Origin of the sequence: Acidovorax sp. BoFeN1 (genome assembly GCF_003345135.1) — a bacterium.
GTDB classification, from domain to species: domain Bacteria; phylum Pseudomonadota; class Gammaproteobacteria; order Burkholderiales; family Burkholderiaceae_C; genus Acidovorax; species Acidovorax defluvii.
The window spans coordinates 13,116-29,869 of record NZ_QOZT01000006.1 but is presented as its reverse complement, the minus strand read 5'-3'; the positions used below and the strand labels follow the sequence as shown (position 1 = coordinate 29,869).

Below are 16,754 nucleotides of genomic sequence, written 5' to 3'. Positions count from 1 at the left end.
CGTTGTGCGCTTGTTCGAGCGGGCCGACGCCGGCATCGGACCCGGGACGGGGCCTTGCCTACACGGCCGACACGACGGGGCTCGCGCCCATTCCCTTTTCGGAACGCGGAATCCCGACCGTGGTGGCGGAACCGTATTTCAAGGTGTCCGACGGTCCGGCGGCGCTGGAGTCGCCGGCATTCGACCGCCAAGGCAATCTGTTCTTCGTCGATGTGTATGAGGGCAAAGTTTTCCGCCTGACACCGGACCTGAAAATTTCCACGATCTTTGTTGACAAGACACTGCGTCCAGCCGGACTCGCCATTCACAAGAATGGGCGCATCTACCTGGCCGGTCTCGGCGATTTTGCGGCGGGCAGCATCATCTCGCTCGACGCGGACGGCAAGAACGTGCAGGCGGTGGTCCCTCCGAGCGCCGGCTACGTCCCGGACGATCTTGTATTCGACAAGAAGGGCGGCATCTACTTCACCGACTTCAAGGGGACACCTTCGAAGCCGAACGGCGGCGTCTACTACGTGGCGCCCGAAGGCAACGCCATCACGCCAGTGATCGGCAACATGGCGATCGCCAACGGTGTGGCACTCAGCCCCGACGGGAAGGTGCTCTGGTCCTCCGAGTTCAGCGGCGGTCGCCTGCATCGCGTGGACCTGAACGAGCGTGGGCTGGCCACGCCAACTGGAGCGTCCATTCCCTACCATTTCACCGGGCGTTCGCCGGACTCGATGCGCACCGATGCCGACGGCAATGTCTATGTTGCGATGTGGAGCCAGGCGCGCGTCCTGGTGTTCAATCCGAACGGCGTGCCGATCGGCCAGATCACGCTGCCGGGGCGCGAGGCCAACCAGTTTCTGAAGGTCACGAGTCTGGCTTTCATGCCGGGAACCAGAAATGTGTTCATCGTCGCACGGGACGAGTTCGCCGGCCGTGGGGCGATGATTTTCAAATCGCAGGGCTTCGCCACCGGCACGACGATGTTTTCACATCAACCCTGACGAAGCTCCGCGGCACGATTGGCGCTGCCATTCGTGCCGCGAGGGATCTCGGAAAATCTATAAGCGGATATCAGACATAGGCTTGAGTGAACGCATCGCGAAGACATTCCAGGAGTGCATTGAAAAAACTCCTGGGTCCGCCGTTCACTGCCTCATGCGCGCGAGCGGCCACATCCGCGCAGGTTTAGTGTGGCACGCGAAGATCTCATGGCCATGCACGAAGAGGATTCACCTGGCCTATTCCTCGGCGTACAAGCCACCGATTCTCAGCGCACCGCCATCCAGAGCGTTTTCGCAATCAGCGCTGGCTTGCCTTCGCCTTCGACCTCGAGTGCGTTCTCCGTGGTGATCAGGGTGCGGCCGCTGCCCTTGTCTTCGACGGCGATCAGCTTGATGCGGTTGCGCACGCGCGAACCCGCCTTCACGGGAGCGATGAAACGCACGCGATCGATGCCGTAGTTGAGCGTCGTCGTCGAGATGAGGGCTGGTTTGAACAATAGGTCCAGCGTGGTCGGAGCCAGCAGCGACAGCAGCAGGTATCCGTGCGCGATGGTGGTGCCGTACGGACTTTCGCGCGTGGCGCGCTCGGGGTCGACGTGGATCCACTGGCAATCGCCGGTATTGTCGGCGAAGGCGTCGATCCGCCGTTGGTCGATGCCCTCACAATCCGAAACGCCGACTTCCTCGCCGAGGAAGGTTCCGATGTTCTCGAGGGTCAAGCCTGAAGATGGTGTGAACAACATGTCGTGAATCTTTCACAGGTTCGAGGGGCTGGGGCCATCACTGCCCTCTGGCATCGGTCATTGCGACGCGCAGTACCAGCAGTTCTGGCACCAAGCCCCCAGGCACATCAGAAGTTGTGACGGAACCCCAGGTCGAAGCCGCTGGAAGATCGGTTGGGCGCCGTTGTCGCGCCAGTGATTGCGTATCGTGCACCGCCGCTGTTGCGGATCGCTGCAAGCGTGGAATACACGGCCGTTCGCTTCGAGAGGTTGTAGACCGCCCCGATCGCCAGTTTCTTGCCCTCGGGATCTCCCGGCCGGTCCACGCCAAGCGTCGAATAGGACGCCTTGAGCAGTGTCGCCCCAACCGGCACGGTCACACCCACCAGCCAGCCGCTTTCCTTCAGTGTGCCTTGCTGATTCTTGGTTCCAATGAAGGACAGTCTTGCCGGGCCGAAGTCATAGGCGCCCGCAACGGTTCGGTAGATGGCGTCGCCCGCAGCATACTTGGTACGAACCAACGCCACCGCCGCATTGAGTGGGCCGTTGTCGTAGCTCAGTCGCGCTCCGCTGCCAGTCCCGTCGCTCGACGTCTGCGACCCACTGGGGTTCTCACCGAGCCAGTGTTGGACGTTGACGCTGAATCCCCCAAGAACCTTCGGGGAGACGTAGACGATGTCGTTCGAGGCCCGAATCTGGTTTGGAGTGATGCTACCAATGTAGTTCAATGCCACTCCCGCCGACAAGCCGAACGGATCGAACTTGCCGGTGTACGGCTCGTAGTTGGGTGACCAATCCCGACCGAGGTGGATTTCGCCCCAGGGCCCTCCGATCCCGACAATCGAGCGCCGGTTGAAGGTCATGCCTCCAGGGGTCGTTGTGCCACTCGGCTGGTTGTTCGTGTTCGTCGCATGAAAGGTACCGTTGTCGGCGTTGAATCCGGACTCCAGCCAGAACATGGCATACAGGCCTCCCCCGAGGTCTTCGGTGCCCCGGAAGATCAGCTTGCTGGTGGTGTTGCCACCACTGATCAGTTGTGTGCGACTCGTTTCCGAGCCCTTGGCGTAGCCCACTCCCAGGTCAACGGTTCCCTGTAGAGTGACAGATGATTGCGCGTGCGTGGCAGTTGCCGCTCCCACCAGGGCGAGCAACAGCAGTGTCTTTTTCATGGGTTCTTGTCTCCGGTTTTCTAGGCTGGAATGAGCAGCACTCGCGACGGTGCTGCATTCGAGATCGCCTTCCTGGCGATCTCCGCGTCTTCTTCAGCTTCCGGTTGTCGTTAGCCGGCTTACCCTGAGCGGCTTACGTTCTGATCGAACCCATAGACCCAGTGCGGTTAGTACGAAGCTGGTGCCTTCATACGTAAGACGAAGTCTAGAAATGAGGAAACCCGCGGTCCATCGGCATTTTCTGGACACGAGTTGCTGATTTCGTGGTCGATGGATGAACAGCGGCTGCAGACCGGGTGAGGTGGACGCGAGGTGCCAGGGAAGACTCACGGAGCCGCATCCGAAGCGCGAGCTTCTTCACGCGCGCAGGCCTTGCGCAAGTCATCGAGGGCTGCGCAACTAGTGAGACGCTGGCGCCGAGGCGCTAGTGCTCTCGGCGCTGAACACGTTCCCACCAGGCGTCAAGACGCTGCGTCTGGCCGGCGAGAGGAACGGCTTCGCCGATTCTCGGTATGTGCAGGCGATAGGGCTTCCCCCGGCTCGCCTTTTCCAACTGTTTGAATGGCTCATCCCAATCATGGGCAGCGATACTGAATCGGCCGATGTGCGCCGGCAGCACGGCCTTGGCGCGCAGATCGTCGGCGGCCTGCGCAGCCTGTTCGGGAAACATGTGAATATGGGCCCAGCGTTTGTCGTACTGCCCCATGTCCAGTGCCACGAGGTCGAACCCGCCGAAGCGCTCGCCGATCTCGCGGAAGTGCGGACCGTAGCCGCTGTCGCCGCTGAAGAAGAGCCGGCGTTGCGAAGCCTCCAGCGCAAACGCGACCCACAAGGTCTTGTTGCGCGTGAGCATGCGGCCCGAGTAGTGCCGCGCGGGAAGGACGTGGATGCGCAGGCCCGGCACAAGTTCCAGCACGTCGTTCCAGTCCGCCTCGTGAATGCGATCGGCCGGATAGCCCCATCGATCGAAGAACGCCCCGACGCCCAGCCCGGCGACCACCTGTTCCACCTTCGGCAGCAGAGCCCTGGCGCTGGGATAGTCCAGATGATCCCAATGGTCGTGCGTGACAAGCAGCACGTCGATGGATGGCATGTCCTCGGCCGTGTACGGCGACGTGCCGGAGAACGCCACGTTGCTTCCAGGGAAGGGCCCGGCGTTGGTGCTGAAGACCGGATCAATCAAGAGGCGCTTGCCGCCCAGTTGCACGAAATACGACGAATGGCCCAGCCACACCACCACGTCCTCGTCCGACGGCAGGGCCTTGAGGTCGACACGCATGGATGGGAGTGTCGTGGAGGGTTTGAGGTTGGGGTTGCGGTCGAGCAGCATCGACATCACGTTGGATGCGAAGCTCGTGTCCTGTGTGCGCATCGGCGTGTCGATGAGGTTCTGGAATGCCCCATCTACATAGTGGGGTGAACGCTCGATGGCCTGAAGGCGTGCACCTTTGGGCATCGCACCGAACTTGGGGTGCTGCAGGTAGGCGTACCCGCCTAGGACTGCGGTGCCCGTCAGGAGCAAGAAGGCAATGCCTGCGCGAGGCAGCCATTTGCTCATGGATGAGCGCCTCCACGCGGCAGCGGCCGAGCGGGCCGCTGCGAGACGCCCACTTGGATCACAGCGTTTTCGCGTAGAACGTTGTCAGCTTGCCCATGGCGGCGTCCACGTACTTGGGCACCCAGTAGGTCTCGATATGCGTGGCGCCGTCGATCTTGAAGAACTCCTTGTCCTTCGTGCCGGTGGCCTTGGCGAATGCATCCTCGCTCATGTACAGGCTGTCGGCCTTGCTGCCCGCGATCATCAGCAGCGGCTTGTTGATCAGTTCGATCTGGTGGGTGGCGTCAAAGCGCATCAGGTCGAGCAAGCTGCTGGTGGTGTACTTGAAGGTCGAGTTGGGATGCGCGTGCGTCTTCCAGTAGTACTCGTAGCCCTGGCGGTACATCTCGAACGGCAATGCGGCGATCTGCGCGTCCGTCATGTCGGCATCCCCCGAATAGAGCACGGTCCCGCCGGCCGCTTCCTGCGCACGCGCAGCCGACGCCTGCTGCAGCCGCTCCTGGACAGTGTTGAGCTGCGAGTCCTCGAAGCCGTTGCGGCGAACGCGGCCGGAGTTGAACATGCTCAGCGTCGCGATCGACTTGAAGCGCTTGTCGGTCTGTGCCGCCGCCAGCGAGTACCCGCCGCCACCGCAGATGCCGAGCAGCCCCAGGCGAGCGACATCGACGCCTGCGTAGCGGGAAATGAAGTCCGCCATGCCATGGATGTCCTCGATGCGGAATGCGGGCTTGTCCACGTTGCGCGGCTGGCCACCGCTTCCGCCCTGGTACGCGGCATCCGCAGTGATCGTGATGTAGCCCTTTTCGGCCAGGCGCTGGGCGTACAGGCCTGCGACCTGCTCCTTCACTCCGCCGTTCGGGTGCGCCACCACGATGGTGGGATATTTCTTCTTCGCGTCGAAGTTCGCCGGGGTGTAGACGTTGGCGGCAATGTCCAGGCCGTTGAGCTTGTACTTGACCGGGTGGATGTTGACCTTGCCCGGCTCGTTCTTCGTGATCGCGCCTTCGTAGGTCAAGGTGAACGGGTTCTTCTTGTAGTCCGCCGCCAAGGCCTCGCCACCCGAGGCCCCAACCATGGCGGCCATGAGGGTGGCCTTCAATACTGTGCGTTTCATATGAATGCTCCTTGAGGTTAAGAAACTGCGCCCCAGAAGGATGTTCGGGGACCGTCACGACGGTTGCCGTTGACTCCGGTACTCCTCGCTTCTTCGCCGCAGTAGGTGCGCTGTCTCGTCAGTCCAGCTTTTTCTCGGCCAGAAACTTGGAAACCAAGTCGGCGATCTGGACGTTGTTCAGGTCCGACATCAGAAAGTGGGTGTTGCCCTTGATGCCGATCTCCGGCAGATGCACCAGGCGGGCGTCGCCGCCACGTTTGTTGATGGCGTCCACCCAGAGCCGGGCCATGGCGAGCCGCACGCGCCAGTTGTCTTGCCCGCGCTCCGTGGTGGGTTCGACCGGAAAGTTGTCGCCGTAGTAGATGACGATCGGGATGCGGGTGAGCTTCTGGAAGTCCGACAGGGGCACCGCCTCGGGCGACAAGGTGCCGGCGGCGCTGGGCATCGCCGGGGGCAATTCGCCCTGCGGGAAGATGAAGCCACTGCCCGGCTCGAAAGCGAGGATCGCTTTGACGTTGGGGTTCTTGATTGCTGTCAGCCAACCCGGACCGCCACCCTGGGAGTGAGTGAACAGGATTGCCGGCCCGATCTTGGTGAACAGCGCCGACATGGCATTCGAGATCACGCCTGCGTCGTAAGGGCCGGTGTTGGGCGTGACCGAGCGGAAGAATTGACCCAGGGTCTGCGGCTTGCGATCAAACTGCACGCTCTCGAAGTAGTTCGGCCATTTGCCGATCCGGAACTGGTCGAAGAAAAGCTGGTCATTGGGTGCGGCTTCGATCGACGCAGCGACGGTGCTGTTGCCCGCGCGGCCACGGCGCGGCTGGTCAACGAGATAGACCGGAAAACCCCGGCGCAAGAATATGGTCTGAAAGCCCTCGCGTCCGTCAGAGGTAGTCTCCCAACTGCGTGCCGACTGGAAGGCGCCGTGCAGCATGACGATGGGCAGCGCTTTCGGGTTCTGCGGAACCTGATAGAAGGCGTAGAGGTGGTCCCCGTGAAAACTCTGTCCTGCGGCAGCCGGCGCATTGTTGTTGTAGGTGCCCGGCGTGGTGATGACCGTGCCGCCGACTGCGAAGCTGGCCTGTTCTTGAATCACCAAGGGGCCACCCGCATTGGCGGGGCCACTGGGACGGGTGGCGCAGGCGGCGAGCAAAGCCACCATGGCGATGGTCAGCAGAGTCTTGGTGGCGCTCATGTTCAGCGTCCCGATGCGGCAGCCAGCGCCTGTGTCAGTGCTGCGCCTGCACGCTTGGCGGCCTGCTCATCGCCACGCTCGGCCAGTATCTGGGTCAGCTGGCGCAACTGCGCAGCGCTCAGGCCTACCCGCATGCTGGCCCGCATGTGCGAGCGCAACTGCGCCTCCACACCGGGCGTTGCCGCCAGCGCACCCAAGGTGGCCAGTTCGCGGCTCTGCCAGTCGAGGTTGTCGCGTTCGAAGATGTCGCCGAACAAATGGGCCTGCAGGTACTGGTTGATGACGGGCGCGAAGTCGAACACCGGGCCCTTGACCGGCGCGCCGGAGATCTTGGTCTGGTTTGCCGTGCCTGCCGCGAGCAAGGCTTCGCCGGTGGGAATCGCGCGGCTGGGTTCGCGGCCGGGCGCATCCTGGACGCCGCGTTGCTTGCGCGCCTCCACCACCTTCATCAACTCGCCCAGCGCGTTGAGGCTTTTCGGAAAACCGACGTAGGCGTAGAGCTGCATCAGGATTTCCTTGGCCTCGCTGACTGTCAGGCCCGCGTCCAACCCTTGGTTCAAGACGGCGGTGAGCTTGGGCATGTCGCTCGTGGCCATGAAGGCCGCGATCAGGGGAATGGCCTGCTGCTTGGCGGAGAGCGTGTCGGATGCGGGTGGTGTGCTGGTCATGGCTTGCGGTGCCGCGGTGTCCTGGGCGGCGTGACCGGGCGCAGTTGCCAGTCCCAGGGTCAGGGCCAACACGGTGGCCAGCACACCGGTCTCGAGATACTTATCGGGCGTTCTATTGGTCATGGGTCACTTGCTCCATCCATTGCGCGCCCTTGCGAACACGCACATAAGCCACGGCCAAGTGGCATGTTGTTGATGAGAGCAAATGAGAGCCGGATGACGGCTGGCCTTTGCCCTTCCTTTTTGGGAGATGAAATCGTAGGGAATGCGGCCCGTTTGAGTAAGCCCATAATTCCGCATGCACTGCTGAGCTCAACTCATAAGTGAATCGGGCATTGGCGTGCCGCGGTGGCACGAGGGCCAAGGAAGGATCAAGGCCGCATGGAATTGAATGCGCGAGCGCGGACCCCGCCGATGAGGTCCGGGCGTGACCTTATCGCGGCGAGTCTTGTGGACTACTCTCGATGTCGCAGGGCCTCAACGATGACGGCCAGGGCACGGGACGATTGGCGTCGGCTCGGATAGTAGAGGTGGTAGCCCGGATAGGGGGCGCACCAGTCGTCGAGCACCCGGACCAGTCGTTTTGCGGCGATGTGTTCCAGCACCATGTCCTCGGGAACGAAGGCCAGGCCATAACTGGCCAGGGCTGCCCGCACGATGGGCGAACTGCTGTTGAACACCCATTGCCCGGTGACCTGGAGCTTGGTTTCTTGCCCGTCCTTGGCAAAGTCCCACGGCAGAAGCCTCCCGTGGGTCGGGAGGCGGAGGTTGATGCAGTCATGCTGAACCAGATCACGGGGCGTCTTGGGCTTTGTCCGTTTGGCAAAGTACGTCGGCGAACCGACGACGGCGATGCGCAGGTCCGGGCTGATGCGCACGGCGATCATGTCCTTGGCCACCTGGTCGCCCAGGCGGACGCCTGCGTCATACCGCTGGGCCACAATGTCCGACAGCGTGTAGTCGACGGTGACCTCGACGTTGATGTCGGGATACTCATGCAGCACCTTGGACAGCTTGGGCCACAGGATGCTGTTGGCCGCGTGCTCGGCCGACGTGATGCGGATCGTCCCGACAGGTTTGTCGCGCAGTTCCTTCACCGCAGCCAACTCGGCATCGATGTCCTCAAACCGCGGCGCCACACTGCTGAACAGACGCTCGCCCGCCTCGGTAGGGGAAACGCTGCGGGTGGTGCGCGTCAGCAGCCGGACACCCAGCCGCGTTTCGAGTCCCCGGATGGAATGGCTCAACGCGGAAGGCGACACCCCGACGAGCGCGGCCGCCCGCGTGAAGCTGCCTTCGCGCACGACATGGACGAAGGCGAGGACGTCGTTGAAAGTCTCTATGGCCATGTGTGGACTCGCCAGTTCATTTCTCTTTGGCCGGATGGCGCAGCGCTTCGATCAGCACCGCCATGGCGCGAGTCAACTGCCGGCGATTCGGGTAGTAGAGGTGGTACCCAGGGAACGTCGGGCACCAGTCATCGAGGACCTGTTTGAGCAGCCTCTTGGCGATGTAAGGCCGCGCCACCTCGTACGGCACGTACCCGAGGCCGAAGCCAGCCAGTGCCGCATGGAGGATCGGTCTTGTCCCGTTGAAGACGAGTTGCCCCTCGACGCGCACGTTGACTTTCTGCCGACCCTTCTTGAGTTCCCACGCGTAAAGGTCTCCGTGGCTCATCAAGCGCAGATTGATGCACGCGTGATCGGCCAGGTCCTGCGGCTTCGTGGGGGCAGGGTGCTTCGCCAGATAGGCTGGTGAACCGACGATCGCAAAGCGCACGTCAGGACTGATGCGAACGGCGGTCATGTCCTTGGCCACTTCGTCGCCAAGCCGGACGCCCATGTCGTACCGCTCCGCAACGATGTCGGTGAAGCGGGGCTGCGTGGTGACCTCGACTTTGATTTGAGGGTACTTTGGGAGCAGCTTGGCGAGCCTGGGCCAGAGTGCCGTTTCTGCCGCATTCTCCGACGCCGTGATGCGGATGGTGCCCGCAGGCTTGTCACGCAACTCTCCCACCGCCGCGAGCTCCGCCTCGATCTCCTCAAAGCGAGGGGCGACGTTCAGCAGCAATCGCTCTCCCGCCTCTGTGGGAGAAACACTGCGCGTCGTCCGGGTCAGCAACCGGACCCCCATCTTGGCCTCGAGGGCGCGGATCGTGTGGCTCAGCGCGGATTGAGACACACCGAGTTGCGCCGCTGCGCGCGTAAAGCTCTGCGCGCGCGCTACGGCAATAAAGGCCAGCAGGTCGTTGTAGCTCTCTTTCGGCATTCATGAGCCCACTTCACAAGTATTTGCCGATTTTGCCATCTAGTCGCGTGGGGGCGCGATCACTACATTGCTTGTTGAGCAGAAGTAACCCCGCAACGGACCCAGCAAGGTCGCCAAGGTCCTTCTTTTTTTGTACGTCGTCCATCGCGGCGATGGATCAGAAGTCGACCCTTGATTCCTCCTGCGTCGACCCGTTGCCATGCGCCCCAAGCCGATGCAGTTCCGGCTCGGCGCCACAGGAGAAACCACTTATGCAAAAGCGCAAACTTGGAAAGAGCAGTCTTGAGGTCTCGGCCCTCGGCCTGGGCTGCATGGGCCTGAGCCACGGCTACGGTCCGGCCACGAACACCGGGCAGGCCGTCTCTCTGATCCGGGCTGCGGTCGATCGCGGTGTGACCTTCTTCGATACGGCCGAGGTCTACGGCCCGTACCTCAACGAGGAAGTTGTTGGCGAGGCGCTCGCTCCGGTACGCGACCAGGTGGTGATCGCCACCAAGTTCGGCTTCACCTTCGGCGACGACAACAAGCAGCAGATTCTCAACAGCCGGCCTGAGCACATCAGGTGGGCGGTGGAAGGTTCGCTCAAGCGCCTGAAGACCGATGTGATCGATTTGCTCTACCAGCATCGCGTGGATCCGGACGTGCCGATCGAGGACGTGGCCGGCACGGTCAAGGACTTGATCGCCGAGGGCAAGGTCAAACATTTCGGACTCTCCGAGGCCGGTGCCCAGACCATTCGCCGTGCCCATGCGGTGCAGCCCGTCACCGCACTGCAAAGCGAATACTCGCTGTGGTGGCGGGAGCCCGAGACCGAGATCCTGCCGACGCTGGAAGAACTCGGGATCGGCTTCGTGCCCTTCAGCCCCTTGGGCAAAGGCTTCCTGACTGGCGCCATCAAGGAAGGTGCGACCTTCGGCAGCGACGACTTCCGCAGCAAGGTGCCGCGCTTCTCGCCGGAGGCGATCAAGGCGAACCAGGCCTTGGTGGACCTGCTCGGCCAGATGGCCAAGGACAGGGGCGTGACGGCCGCGCAAATCGCGCTCGCCTGGCTGCTGGCCCAGAAGCCGTGGATCGTGCCGATCCCGGGCACCACCAAGCTGCACCGGCTGGAGGAGAACCTGGGCGCCGCTTCCGTGCCCTTGTCCGAACTCGACCTTCAAAGCATCGCTCGCGCCCTGCACGAAGTGAAGGTTCAGGGCGATCGCTATCCCGCCGCGTTGCAGGCGCGCGTGGGGCGCTGACTCGGGGGGCACCATGGTGACATCGTTTCACGATCCAGCCCGCCGGGCGGTGATGGCGGCGTTCGCGACGCTTTCCTTGAGCAGTGCCGAGGCGGCGTCTGGACAAGGCGATGCGGCGGAGCGGCGAACAGGCGCACGGACGCTCGTGGCCTACTTTTCCCGCTCCGGGAACACGCGCGTCGTCGCCGGTTTGATCCAGCGCGGAAGTGGCGCCGACCTGTTCGAGATCCGGCCCGCAACGCCCTATCCTGAAGACTATCTTGAGACGGTCGAGCAAGCCCGTAAAGAGCGCGACAGCGGCCATGAACCCGCCCTGCAGGCCAAGGTGCCCAGCATGGCGGACTACGACACGGTGTTCCTGGGCTTTCCCATCTGGGGAGAAACCACGCCGCCGGTGATCCGCGCCTTCCTGTCCGCGCACGACCTCTCTGGCAAGACCCTGATCCCCTTCGTCACCCATGGCGGCTACGGGCTCGGCAGCAGCCAGACCGTTCTGGCCAGCCATGCCCCGAAGGCGCGATTGTTCAAGGGTTTCGTCATGGAGATGGACCAGGAGCGGCGAACGATGGAGCGCGTGACGAGCTGGTTGAAGGGCGTCGCCGTCAAGTGAAACAGAAATGAGGCACAAACCATGAAGCATCGCCAACTTGGAAACAACCTGAAAGTCTCGGCCTTGGGCCTGGGCTGCATGGGCATGAGTTCCGCCTACGGTCCGGCCGCGGACAGGCGGGACATGATCGCCCTGATCCGCACCGCCCACGAACGCGGCATCACCTTCTTCGATACCGCCGAGGCCTATGGCCCGTTCGTCAATGAGGAACTGGTTGGTGAAGCGCTGGCGCCGATCCGCGACGAGGTGGTGATCGCGACCAAGTTCGGCTTCGACATCGACCCAGTCACCGGCGAGCGCGGCAGTGGTACCAACAGCCGCCCAGCGCACATCAGAGAGGCCGTCGAGCACTGCCTCAAACGCTTGCGCACCGACCGCATCGATCTGCTGTTCCAGCATCGCGTGGATCCGAGCGTACCGATTGAAGATGTGGCCGGCACGGTCAAGGACTTGATCGCCGAGGGCAAGGTCCAACATTTCGGACTGTCGGAAGCCGGCGTGCAAACGATCCGCCGCGCCCATGCCGTGCAAGCCGTGACGGCGGTGCAGAGCGAATATTCGCTGTTCTGGCGTGGGCCGGAACTGGAGCTCCTGCCGGTGCTGGAGGAACTCGGCATCGGCTTCGTGCCGTTCAGCCCACTGGGCGCCGGGTTCCTGACCGGCAAGATCGACGAGAACACTCAGTTCGATCCGACGGACTTCCGAAACAGCGTGCCTCGCTTCTCGCCCGAAGCGCGCCAGGCCAACTTGGCCCTGGTCGATGTCGTCAAAGGCGTTGCCGCGCGCAAGGGCGCCACGCCGGCGCAACTGGCACTCGCCTGGCTGCTCGCGCAAGCGCCCTGGATCGTCCCCATTCCTGGCACGACGAAGCTGCATCGCCTGGAGGAGAACCTGGGCGCGGTGGAGCTCGACTTGAGCACGGACGATCTCGACCAGATCAACGAGGAGGTGTCGAAGATCCAGGTCCAGGGTGAGCGCCTGCCCGAGGCTGCGCTGAAGATGACTGGGCGATGAAGAGGTCGAGCAGTCCATGACGACGCATCGTGCAGTCTTGCAGCCCCTCGCGCGACGCGTCGACGCCAGGACGGTAACGCCATGAAGAAGGCACGATGGCTTTTCCACGCTCGGAAGCTGGCTGGAGGGATGCTGCCCGTGCTCATCGCATCGCCATGCAGCGATGCCAGTGAAGTGAGCCCCGCGTCAGCCGACAAGGCTGCGGTTCATGCCACTCAGAAGGGTCGCGCGGCATTCCGGTATCCCCATCTGCGCGCGGATGACCGCCTTGGTGACCTGCTGAACCACCCCGCCTTTGAGGGCTTCAGCCACCGGATGTTGCCTTGGGATGGTCGGGCCTACGACGAGGCGATGCCGCTGAAGGACATCGATCGGCTCTTGCCGTACCACACGCACGTGGAGCCGGCCGTCGTGGTTGCGGCGCTCAACCGCATGGTGGACGACGCGAATGCCGGGCGCACCGTCTTCTACGACTTCCATACCGAGGAAGAGAAACGAGTGAACCCGGCATGGAGGCATACCGGCCTGTTCTTCTTTCGGGGCCAGCCCGGCGCGCCTTTCGCCGTCATCGCCCCAGGCGGTGGCTTCTCCTACGTGGGCTCCGTGCATGAAGGCTTTCCCTACGCGGAGGAAATCAGCAAGCAGGGATTCAATGCCTTTGTGCTGAAGTACCGGGCCGGTCAGGGCGGCAGGGTGGCCACCGAGGATCTGGCCACGGCGGTGTCGTACATCTTCCAGAACGCCCGCTCGCTGCAGGTTGGCACGGGCGGCTACTCGCTGTGGGGCAGTTCCGCGGGTGCGCGGATGGCCGCGGCGATCGGTTCGCGCGGCATCGCCTCCTTCGGCGGTTCCCCTCTGCCGAAACCTTCTCTCGTGGTGATGGCCTACACCGGCCATTCGGAAGTCACCGCCTCCGAGCCGCCCACCTTCGTCGTCGTAGGCGACCGCGACGGCATTGCACCACCCGCCGCGATGGAAACGCGGGTGGCTGCGCTTCGGCGCATCGGAACGCCGGTCGAGTACCACAGGTATCCGGGCGTGGGTCACGGATTCGGAACGGGCCAAGGCACCAGTGCGCAGAGCTGGATTGCCCAGGCTGTCCGGTTCTGGGAGAAGGAAATCAAGAAATCACCATGAACCCACCCAAGAAAAAGATCGCTCGTTTGAGTGCACAGATCGCGTTGGCCGCCTGCGCAGTCCTCATGCCTGCATGGCAGGTACATGCGGAAGCCAACCGCGTCACGTTTCCCAAGCTCGAGGATCTGGTGCACTACACGACGGTCCGGCGCGGCAACGTGACCGAGCACATCTCGACCACGCGCCAAGCCATCGAGGCGATCCAGAAGGGGCAGCCCGTGCCGAACGGCACGCATTTCGTGCTGGCGGACCATCGGGACGAGAAGCTCTACCGCTACTTCGTCATGGAGAAAGGTCCTGGCTGGGGCGCGGATTTCGAGGAGCGCCGCCGCACCGGCGATTGGCAGTTCCAGTGGTTTTGGCCCGATCGGAGGATCAACCTGCAGGAGAACACCGCACGCTGCATGTCCTGCCATTCGTCGCAGAAGGACCGGGACTACCTGTTCACGGCCCGGCGCCTGCCGGAGTTTCGGGGCAAGCCCGTTGAGTAGCCACGGTTGCAGAGGAGCCTTGCCTTGAATCGCGTCTTTCTGCTGCGACTGGTGCTTGACTGCATCGCTGCCGGGCTGCTGTTGTTCGCCTTTGCCTACTTCTGGCAAGGCAACGCGTCGCATGAATGGGCTGGAATCAGCATGTTCCTGCTGCTCGTCGTTCACAACATGTTCCATCGCCGGTGGTTCGCCGCGCTCCCGAAGCAGGGGCAGGGCGAGCAGCGCGGGAAGTTCAACATCGCCCTGACTTTCATGCTCCTGGCCGGAATGCTGGCGCTGCTGGGCACCAGCCTCGTGATATCCGAGACGCTGTTCGCCGACCTGCGGCTGGACGACGATTTCACGGCGCGGCAAATCCATGCCGGCATCGCCTACTGGCTGCTGGTCGTCGTGGCCATCCATCTTGGCTTGCGCTGGCCGCTGCTCATGGGGGTCGCCCGCAGACTGTTCGGCATCGTGGAGGCGAACGCTGCCCGGACGGCCCTGCTGCGCTTGATCGCCATCGGCATCGCGGGCCAGGGTGTGTGCAGTGTGCTCGCCTTGAACTTGCGTTCCAGGCTCCTGTTCCAGATGTCGCTGGACTGGTGGAACTTCGAGGAATCGGTCGCGGGCTTCTTTGGCCACTGCATGGCCATCATGGGCCTGTGCATGTTCCTCACCTACTACACGATGCAATGGCTGAAGCGCCGCAAACGCATGGATGCAGCGACAAATCTGGCAGCAAGAGGGATGGGCAGATGAAGAACCCCACATCGAAAGTCATCGCCTCGGCGGCAGACGGCGACCAGCCAGAAGCAGCCCAGGCTCAACCCCATCTCGAGTCGGCTCAAGAAGTCGACGACCACAACGGGCTTCCCCCTGAAACCGCAGAAAGGATCACCATGAAAATCCACACGGCCGCCGCCATTGCCCTGTCTCTTGGGCTGTCTACCGCTTCCGCTGCAGAGCCGGCGCCGATCAAAGTCACGCGGGTCGGCGCCCAGCCCTCCAGCACTGGCGGCGAGCAGAACTTCACCGGCTCGGTCCGGGTGGACTCCCGCTTCCAGGCCACCGCCCCCGCGCGCGTGGGTGGCGGCATCGTGACCTTCGAGCCTGGCGCGCACACAGCCTGGCATACGCATCCACTGGGGCAGACCCTCATCGTCACGTCAGGAGTGGGGCGGGTGCAGAAATGGGGCGATGCCGCGCAGGAGATCCGCCCTGGTGACGTCGTCTGGATTCCGCCGGGCGTCAAGCACTGGCACGGCGCCAGCCCCACCGTGGGCATGAGCCACGTCGCGATCTCCGAATCCCTGGATGGCAAATCGGTGGAGTGGTTGGAGAAGGTCGGCAAGGAACAGTACGGGCAGTGATCGCTGTCCAGCATCGCGCGGCCCACGGGTATCAATGAACTCGCGAGTTGCTGCGATGTTCCATTCCAGCGCTTTCCTTCAAGAGCCTCGAAGAATTCCTGCGCAGTGAGGATCGGTCGACTCCCATGCTTGGTCATGGTCTGCAACCGAATGCGGAGCGAGCGTTGCCGCGTTCATCAAACGCGCACGTGGATTCCCGAAAACAAGCATGGACCGCATCGGTTTGGACGCGAACAATCCCACGAGCAAGGAGACAACATGAGCTACCAGGGGCCCGCATGAGTCCGGGCGGCATCATCTTCGCCGCAGGCTTGGCTTCGCTGCTGATTGCGGGCTGCGTATCCGTGCCCTCCACCTGATCGTTCACGAGCGAGGACACCGTGGCCGTCACCATTCGCTCGGGCGCGCTGCGCGGCAGGTTTGTTGCCGAAGGCGCCGTCAACGCCTTCAAGGGAATGATTGTCGCCGCGCCACGCGTCGGGGAGCTTCGTTGGAAGGCTCCGCAGCCTTCACGGTCGTGGAGTGGCGTGCGTGGTCCGTTCGAGCCTGGCAGCCAGTGCCCGCAGTCGGGCCGACTGGCCAGCGCCATTGAAGACTGCCTGTACCTCAACGCGTGGGCGCCGCACACCAAGCCGAGCTTGACTGCAAGTAGATCAAAAAGGTCAGCAAGAAACAGTACGGGCAGTGATCGCGGTCCAGCATCACACGGCCCACGGGCATCAACGTATTCAGAGGAAACAACATGAGCTACAAACTCAACATCAACGGCAAACAGCACGTCGCCGACGTGGACAGCGACACCCCCTTGCTGTGGGTGCTGCGCGACGTGCTCGGCATGACGGGCACCAAGTACGGCTGCGGCATGGCCCTGTGCGGTGCCTGCACGGTCCACCTGGACGGCGCGGCGATCCGTTCCTGCATCACCCCCGTGGAGGCCGCCGCCGGCAAGGCCATCACGACCATCGAGGCGGTGAACACCACGGACATCGGCCGTGCCGTGCAGCAGGCTTGGCTGGAGCTGGACGTGGTGCAGTGCGGCTACTGCCAGTCCGGCCAGATCATGTCCGCCACGGCCTTGCTGGCGCAGACGCCCAAGCCCAGCGATGAAGATATCCGTGGTGGCATGGCCGGCAACATCTGCCGCTGCGGCACCTACGAGCGCATCCATGCAGCCGTCAAGCAAGTGGCGCGCCAGATTCCCATCCGAAAGGCGGCTTGAG

The 16,754-nt window shown here is 63.1% G+C and carries 18 protein-coding genes; 10 read left to right on the top strand and 8 right to left on the bottom strand.

Going from position 1 to position 16,754, the window contains the following annotated elements:
• The first annotated feature begins 119 nt into the window (after window positions 1-119).
• Window positions 120-992 (top strand): SMP-30/gluconolactonase/LRE family protein, encoded by an 873-nt coding sequence (locus tag DTW89_RS02465; RefSeq protein ID WP_236637006.1) that lies wholly within the window; start codon window positions 120-122, stop codon window positions 990-992.
• A 266-nt stretch (window positions 993-1,258) separates the two neighbouring features.
• Here the strand turns inward: DTW89_RS02465 and DTW89_RS02460 are convergent, their stop codons facing one another.
• From DTW89_RS02460 to DTW89_RS02425, 8 genes are all read right to left on the bottom strand, one after another.
• Complete coding sequence (locus DTW89_RS02460) at window positions 1,259-1,711, bottom strand: MaoC family dehydratase (RefSeq protein WP_236637005.1); 453 nt, start codon at window positions 1,709-1,711, stop codon at window positions 1,259-1,261.
• Window positions 1,712-1,842: 131 nt separating this feature from the next.
• Window positions 1,843-2,883, bottom strand: a complete 1,041-nt coding sequence (locus DTW89_RS02455; protein ID WP_114654765.1) for a porin — start codon at window positions 2,881-2,883, stop codon at window positions 1,843-1,845.
• 424 nt (window positions 2,884-3,307) lie between these two features.
• Window positions 3,308-4,441 carry an MBL fold metallo-hydrolase gene (locus tag DTW89_RS02450; RefSeq protein WP_114654764.1) on the bottom strand — a complete coding sequence of 378 codons (1,134 nt, stop codon included), beginning with the start codon at window positions 4,439-4,441 and terminating at the stop codon, window positions 3,308-3,310.
• A 58-nt stretch (window positions 4,442-4,499) separates the two neighbouring features.
• Window positions 4,500-5,525, bottom strand: a complete 1,026-nt coding sequence (locus tag DTW89_RS02445) for an alpha/beta hydrolase (RefSeq protein ID WP_442858087.1) — start codon at window positions 5,523-5,525, stop codon at window positions 4,500-4,502.
• Window positions 5,526-5,673: 148 nt separating this feature from the next.
• Window positions 5,674-6,753: an alpha/beta hydrolase gene (locus DTW89_RS02440; protein WP_201740927.1), complete on the bottom strand. Its 1,080-nt coding sequence runs from the start codon at window positions 6,751-6,753 to the stop codon at window positions 5,674-5,676.
• A 2-nt stretch (window positions 6,754-6,755) separates the two neighbouring features.
• Window positions 6,756-7,544 (bottom strand): carboxymuconolactone decarboxylase family protein, encoded by a 789-nt coding sequence (locus DTW89_RS02435; protein WP_114654762.1) that lies wholly within the window; start codon window positions 7,542-7,544, stop codon window positions 6,756-6,758.
• Window positions 7,545-7,876: 332 nt separating this feature from the next.
• Window positions 7,877-8,770, bottom strand: a complete 894-nt coding sequence (locus DTW89_RS02430) for a LysR family transcriptional regulator (RefSeq protein ID WP_114654761.1) — start codon at window positions 8,768-8,770, stop codon at window positions 7,877-7,879.
• 16 nt (window positions 8,771-8,786) lie between these two features.
• On the bottom strand, window positions 8,787-9,689 hold the full coding sequence (locus tag DTW89_RS02425; protein WP_114654760.1) for a LysR family transcriptional regulator: 903 nt from the start codon (window positions 9,687-9,689) through the stop codon (window positions 8,787-8,789).
• 251 nt (window positions 9,690-9,940) lie between these two features.
• On the opposite strand from DTW89_RS02425, the gene DTW89_RS02420 reads away from it, so the two are divergent.
• The 9 genes from DTW89_RS02420 (at window position 9,941) to DTW89_RS02380 (ending at window position 16,753) form a co-directional block, all read left to right on the top strand.
• On the top strand, window positions 9,941-10,930 hold the full coding sequence (locus DTW89_RS02420; RefSeq protein ID WP_114654759.1) for an aldo/keto reductase: 990 nt from the start codon (window positions 9,941-9,943) through the stop codon (window positions 10,928-10,930).
• A 13-nt stretch (window positions 10,931-10,943) separates the two neighbouring features.
• A complete protein-coding gene (locus DTW89_RS02415) occupies window positions 10,944-11,540 on the top strand; it encodes a flavodoxin (protein ID WP_236637004.1) in 597 nt (198 codons plus the stop codon).
• Window positions 11,541-11,561: 21 nt separating this feature from the next.
• Entirely contained in the window at window positions 11,562-12,554 is a 993-nt protein-coding gene (locus tag DTW89_RS02410) for an aldo/keto reductase (RefSeq protein WP_114654758.1), read from the top strand.
• 81 nt (window positions 12,555-12,635) lie between these two features.
• Window positions 12,636-13,691, top strand: coding sequence for an alpha/beta hydrolase (locus tag DTW89_RS02405; RefSeq protein WP_114654757.1), 1,056 nt, complete (start codon window positions 12,636-12,638; stop codon window positions 13,689-13,691).
• Window positions 13,688-14,182: a cytochrome P460 family protein gene (locus tag DTW89_RS02400; RefSeq protein WP_114654756.1), complete on the top strand. Its 495-nt coding sequence runs from the start codon at window positions 13,688-13,690 to the stop codon at window positions 14,180-14,182. Before DTW89_RS02405 ends, DTW89_RS02400 begins: the two co-directional genes overlap by 4 nt.
• A 24-nt stretch (window positions 14,183-14,206) precedes the next feature.
• Window positions 14,207-14,923: a DUF4405 domain-containing protein gene (locus DTW89_RS02395; RefSeq protein WP_114654755.1), complete on the top strand. Its 717-nt coding sequence runs from the start codon at window positions 14,207-14,209 to the stop codon at window positions 14,921-14,923.
• Window positions 14,924-15,063: 140 nt separating this feature from the next.
• Window positions 15,064-15,534, top strand: a complete 471-nt coding sequence (locus DTW89_RS02390; RefSeq protein WP_114654814.1) for a (R)-mandelonitrile lyase — start codon at window positions 15,064-15,066, stop codon at window positions 15,532-15,534.
• Between the two features lie 380 nt (window positions 15,535-15,914).
• Window positions 15,915-16,280 (top strand): carboxylesterase family protein, encoded by a 366-nt coding sequence (locus tag DTW89_RS02385; protein ID WP_114654754.1) that lies wholly within the window; start codon window positions 15,915-15,917, stop codon window positions 16,278-16,280.
• Window positions 16,277-16,753 carry a (2Fe-2S)-binding protein gene (locus DTW89_RS02380; protein ID WP_114654753.1) on the top strand — a complete coding sequence of 159 codons (477 nt, stop codon included), beginning with the start codon at window positions 16,277-16,279 and terminating at the stop codon, window positions 16,751-16,753. Before DTW89_RS02385 ends, DTW89_RS02380 begins: the two co-directional genes overlap by 4 nt.
• Window position 16,754 lies beyond the last annotated feature (1 nt).

What these genes read in the sequence shown, in the direction of transcription:
- DTW89_RS02435 (WP_114654762.1), bottom strand. Translation starts at nt 7,544, where the DNA reads ATGACCAATAGAACGCCCGATAAGTATCTCGAGACCGGTGTGCTGGCC.
- DTW89_RS02425 (WP_114654760.1), bottom strand. Translation starts at nt 9,689, where the DNA reads ATGCCGAAAGAGAGCTACAACGACCTGCTGGCCTTTATTGCCGTAGCG.
- DTW89_RS02430 (WP_114654761.1), bottom strand. Translation starts at nt 8,770, where the DNA reads ATGGCCATAGAGACTTTCAACGACGTCCTCGCCTTCGTCCATGTCGTG.
- DTW89_RS02445 (WP_442858087.1), bottom strand. Translation starts at nt 5,525, where the DNA reads ATGGCCGCCATGGTTGGGGCCTCGGGTGGCGAGGCCTTGGCGGCGGAC.
- DTW89_RS02420 (WP_114654759.1), top strand. Translation starts at nt 9,941, where the DNA reads ATGCAAAAGCGCAAACTTGGAAAGAGCAGTCTTGAGGTCTCGGCCCTC.
- DTW89_RS02400 (WP_114654756.1), top strand. Translation starts at nt 13,688, where the DNA reads ATGAACCCACCCAAGAAAAAGATCGCTCGTTTGAGTGCACAGATCGCG.
- DTW89_RS02450 (WP_114654764.1), bottom strand. Translation starts at nt 4,441, where the DNA reads ATGAGCAAATGGCTGCCTCGCGCAGGCATTGCCTTCTTGCTCCTGACG.
- DTW89_RS02380 (WP_114654753.1), top strand. Translation starts at nt 16,277, where the DNA reads ATGAGCTACAAACTCAACATCAACGGCAAACAGCACGTCGCCGACGTG.
- DTW89_RS02410 (WP_114654758.1), top strand. Translation starts at nt 11,562, where the DNA reads ATGAAGCATCGCCAACTTGGAAACAACCTGAAAGTCTCGGCCTTGGGC.
- DTW89_RS02390 (WP_114654814.1), top strand. Translation starts at nt 15,064, where the DNA reads ATGAAAATCCACACGGCCGCCGCCATTGCCCTGTCTCTTGGGCTGTCT.
- DTW89_RS02415 (WP_236637004.1), top strand. Translation starts at nt 10,944, where the DNA reads ATGGTGACATCGTTTCACGATCCAGCCCGCCGGGCGGTGATGGCGGCG.
- DTW89_RS02405 (WP_114654757.1), top strand. Translation starts at nt 12,636, where the DNA reads ATGAAGAAGGCACGATGGCTTTTCCACGCTCGGAAGCTGGCTGGAGGG.
- DTW89_RS02440 (WP_201740927.1), bottom strand. Translation starts at nt 6,753, where the DNA reads ATGAGCGCCACCAAGACTCTGCTGACCATCGCCATGGTGGCTTTGCTC.
- DTW89_RS02455 (WP_114654765.1), bottom strand. Translation starts at nt 2,883, where the DNA reads ATGAAAAAGACACTGCTGTTGCTCGCCCTGGTGGGAGCGGCAACTGCC.